The following is a 3,852-nucleotide window of genomic DNA, read 5'->3' on the forward strand; positions in this document are numbered from 1 at the left end:
GGACGGGACGGGGACGGAGATCGTCACCGCCGACCCGTACTCCTTCCTGCCCGCCCTCGGTGACCTGGACCTGTACCTGATCTCGGAGGGGCGGCACGAGGAGCTGTGGCACGCGCTGGGCGCGCGGGTGATGACCCACCGGGGGGTGACCGGAACCCGGTTCGCGGTGTGGGCGCCCAACGCCCGGGGGGTCCGCGTCACCGGGGACTTCTGCCTGTGGGACGGCACCGCCTTCCCCATGCGCTCGCTGGGCTCCAGCGGGGTGTGGGAGCTCTTCGTCCCCGGCGTCGGGGCCGGCACCCGCTACAAGTTCGACGTCTGCGGCGCCGACGGCACCCACACCCTGCGGGCCGACCCGATGGCCCGGGGCACCGAGTGCCCGCCGGCCACCGCCTCGATCGTCGAGGAGTCCGGGTACGAGTGGGGCGACGCCCGGTGGATGGCCGAACGCGACCGACGCCCCGCCCACTCCGCCCCGATGTCGATCTACGAACTGCACCCCGCCTCCTGGCGGCCGGGGCTGGGCTACCGTGAACTGGCCGAGCAACTGCCCGCCTATGTCAAGGAGATGGGCTTCACCCACGTGGAGCTGATGCCGCCGGCCGAGCACCCCTTCGGCGGCTCCTGGGGCTATCAGGTCACCGGCTACTGGGCACCCACCGCCCGGCTGGGCACCCCCGACGAGTTCCGCGCCCTGGTGGACGCGCTGCACCGGGCCGGAATCGGCGTGATCATCGACTGGGTGCCGGCCCACTTCCCGAAGGACGAGTGGGCGCTGGCCCGCTTCGACGGCACCCCGTGCTACGAGCACCCCGACCCGCTGCGCGCCGAGCACCCCGACTGGGGCACCCTGGAGTTCGACTACGGTCGGCGCGAGGTGCGCAACTTCCTGGTCGCCAACGCCGTGTACTGGTGCGAGGAGTTCCACGTCGACGGGCTGCGGGTGGACGCGGTCGCCTCGATGCTCTACCTCGACTACTCGCGCGAGGAGGGGCAGTGGTCGCCGAACGAGTTCGGCGGGCGGGACAACCCCGACGCGGTGCGCTTCCTCCAGGAGATGAACTCCACCGTCTACCGGCGCTGTCCCGGCGTGGTGACCATCGCCGAGGAGTCCACCGCGTGGGACGGCGTCACCCGGGCCACCCACGAGACCGGCGTCGACGGCGTCGGCGGGCTGGGCTTCGGCTTCAAGTGGAACATGGGCTGGATGCACGACAGCCTGGTGTACATGTCGAAGGACCCGGTGCACCGGGTCCACCACCACGGCGAGCTGACCTTCTCCATGGTCTACGCCTACTCGGAGAACTACGTGCTGCCCATCTCGCACGACGAGGTGGTGCACGGCAAGGGCGCGCTGGTCTCCAAGATGCCCGGCGACTGGTGGCAGCGGCGGGCCAACCACCGCGCCTACCTGGGGTACATGTGGGCCCATCCCGGTAAGCAACTGCTCTTCATGGGACAGGAGTTCGCCCAGGGCGCCGAATGGTCGGAGGAGGAGGGCCCGCAGTGGTGGGTCCTCGACCCGGGTTGGCCCGCCGCGCCGGACCACCGGGGGGTGCAGCACCTGGTGCGCGACCTCAACCACGTCTACCGCGACCACCCGGCGCTGTGGGAGCGGGACACCGAGCCGGCCGGCTTCTCCTGGATGGAGGCCAACGCGGCCGAGGACAACGTGCTGGTCTTCGCCCGGTACGCCGCCGACGGCACGCCGCTGCTGGCCGTGTGCAACTTCTCCCCCGTGGTGCGCTTCGACTACCGGGTGGGCGTGCCGGACGATGTGGAGCGTTGGGAGGAGATCCTCAACACCGACGACGAGCGCTACGGCGGCAGCGGCATCGACAACCCGGACGTCCTCAAGGCCGAGGACACCCCGTGGCACGGGCGCTCCACCAGTCTGGTGCTGACCCTGCCGCCGCTGGCCACCGTCTGGCTCGGCCCCGCGACCTGACCCCGACCGCTCTCCCGGCGCCGCTGCCGGGCTTCCCGGCACCGCGGCCCCCGCCCCCCGGCACCGACCGGCGGGAGCGGGGGCCGCCGTTCACGACCCTTACGAACAAAAGCGCGACAGCCCCCGTGAGCCGTGCCACATTCACCGAACCCACCGGTTACCGCGAGATGGCCGGAACGTTTCGGAGGATGAGTCATGGCGACGACGGAGACGCCGACCGCGGAGGCGCGGGCACGGCACGACGCGGGCCCCCGCCCCGGGGCCACGGAGGAACACCTTCCCCAACGACGGATTCGGCTGGGCCGAATCCTCGGCCCGGTGCTGGCCCTGGCGGCCTACCATCTGATCCCCGCCGACCCGGACCTGTCCACCGCCGCGCGGACCTCACTGGCCCTGGTCGTCCTGGTCGCCGTGTGGTGGATGACCGAGGCGCTGCCACTGGCCGCCACCTCCCTGGTGCCGATCGTGGCCCTCCCCCTGCTGGGGATCTTCCCGGTCGCGGAGGCCGCCGCCCCTTACGCGAACCCGATCGTCTTCCTCTTCCTGGGTGGCTTCGTCATCGCGTTGGCCATGCAGAAGTGGAACCTGCACCGGCGGATCGCCCTGCTCACGATGCGCGCCATCGGCACCAGACCCAAACAGCTGATGTTCGGCGTCATGGCCGCCACCTGGTTCCTGAGCATGTGGGTGTCCAACACCGCCACCACCCTGATGATGCTGCCGATCGGCACCAGCGTGCTGGCCCTGGTGATGGCCCGCCGAACCGCCGACGCGGACACCGCTCAGGACACCGCGCAGGACACCGGGACGGGCACCGGCACCGCCGCCGGGAAGGACGGCGGAACCACCGCGACCGCGACCCTCCCGGCCTCCCCGAACACCGCCGCCGACCGGGACGTGCGCAACTTCTCCGTCTGCATGATGCTCGGCATCGCCTACGCCGCCACCATCGGCGGTCTGGCCACCCTCATCGGCAGCCCGCCCAACCTGATCATGAGCGGCATCATGGAGGAGAGCTACGGCATCTCCATCGGCTTCGCCGACTGGATGATGCTGGGCGTGCCGCTCTCGGCGATCTTCCTCGTCATCGCCTGGCTGTTCCTGACCCGGATCGCCTATCCCACCGGGCTGAGCGACGTCATGGGCGGCCGCGAGGTCATCCAGCGCGAGCTGGACGACCTGGGCCCGATGTCCCGGGGCGAGTGGACCGTGCTGACCGTCTTCGCCTGCACCGCCCTGCTGTGGGTCTTCCGCGAGCCGCTCACCGAGTGGGACGCGCTCACCTCCGTGCTGCCCTTCATGGCCCACCTGGACGACACCTCGATCGCGATCACCGCCGTCGTCGCGCTCTTCCTGATCCCGGTCGACGCCCGGCGCGGGGTGCAGACGATGGACTGGCGGACCGTGCAGAACGGGGTGCCGTGGGGCGTGCTGCTGCTGTTCGGCGGCGGTCTGGCGCTGGCGAAGGCGGTGCAGGAGACCGGTCTCGCGGCCTGGATCGGCACGAAGATGGACGGCCTGGGCGCGCTGCCGGTCATCCTGCTCATCGCCGCGGTCTGTCTGATCATCCTGCTGCTCACCGAACTGACCAGCAACACCGCCACCGCCTCCACCTTCCTGCCGGTCCTGGCCGCCGTCGCGGTCGGCATCGCGGTGGACCCGCTGCTGCTGGCCGTTCCCGCCGCCATGGCCGCCACCTGCAGCTTCATGTTGCCGGTCGGGACCCCGCCGAACGCGATCGTGTTCGGTTCGGGCCACGTCACGATGGCCCAGATGGTCCGCGCGGGTCTGTGGCTCAACCTCATCGGCGTCGTGCTGATCACGCTGATGACACTGCTGCTCGGCGGTTGGGCGATGGGCATCGTCTTCTGACTCCCGTTCCCCTCTCCCGACCTCCCCCTCCC

General features: G+C 70.8%; 2 protein-coding genes. Both read left to right on the forward strand.

The window, feature by feature from the left end:
• Positions 1–1,948: 1,4-alpha-glucan branching enzyme (gene glgB / locus FNQ90_RS15370; RefSeq protein ID WP_182606901.1), on the forward strand; the 1,948-nt coding region annotated here is incomplete at its 5' end.
• 195 nt (positions 1,949–2,143) lie between these two features.
• Complete coding sequence (locus FNQ90_RS15375) at positions 2,144–3,820, forward strand: SLC13 family permease (RefSeq protein WP_182606902.1); 1,677 nt, start codon at positions 2,144–2,146, stop codon at positions 3,818–3,820.
• Positions 3,821–3,852: the final 32 nt, after the last annotated feature.

The sequence above is a fragment of the Streptomyces alkaliphilus genome (genome assembly GCF_014141535.1).
In the GTDB taxonomy this organism is placed as follows: domain Bacteria; phylum Actinomycetota; class Actinomycetes; order Streptomycetales; family Streptomycetaceae; genus Streptomyces; species Streptomyces alkaliphilus.

Bases quoted from the DNA above. Each gene is read 5' to 3' on its own strand.
- FNQ90_RS15375 (WP_182606902.1), top strand. From the start codon at position 2,144: ATGGCGACGACGGAGACGCCGACCGCGGAGGCGCGGGCACGGCACGAC.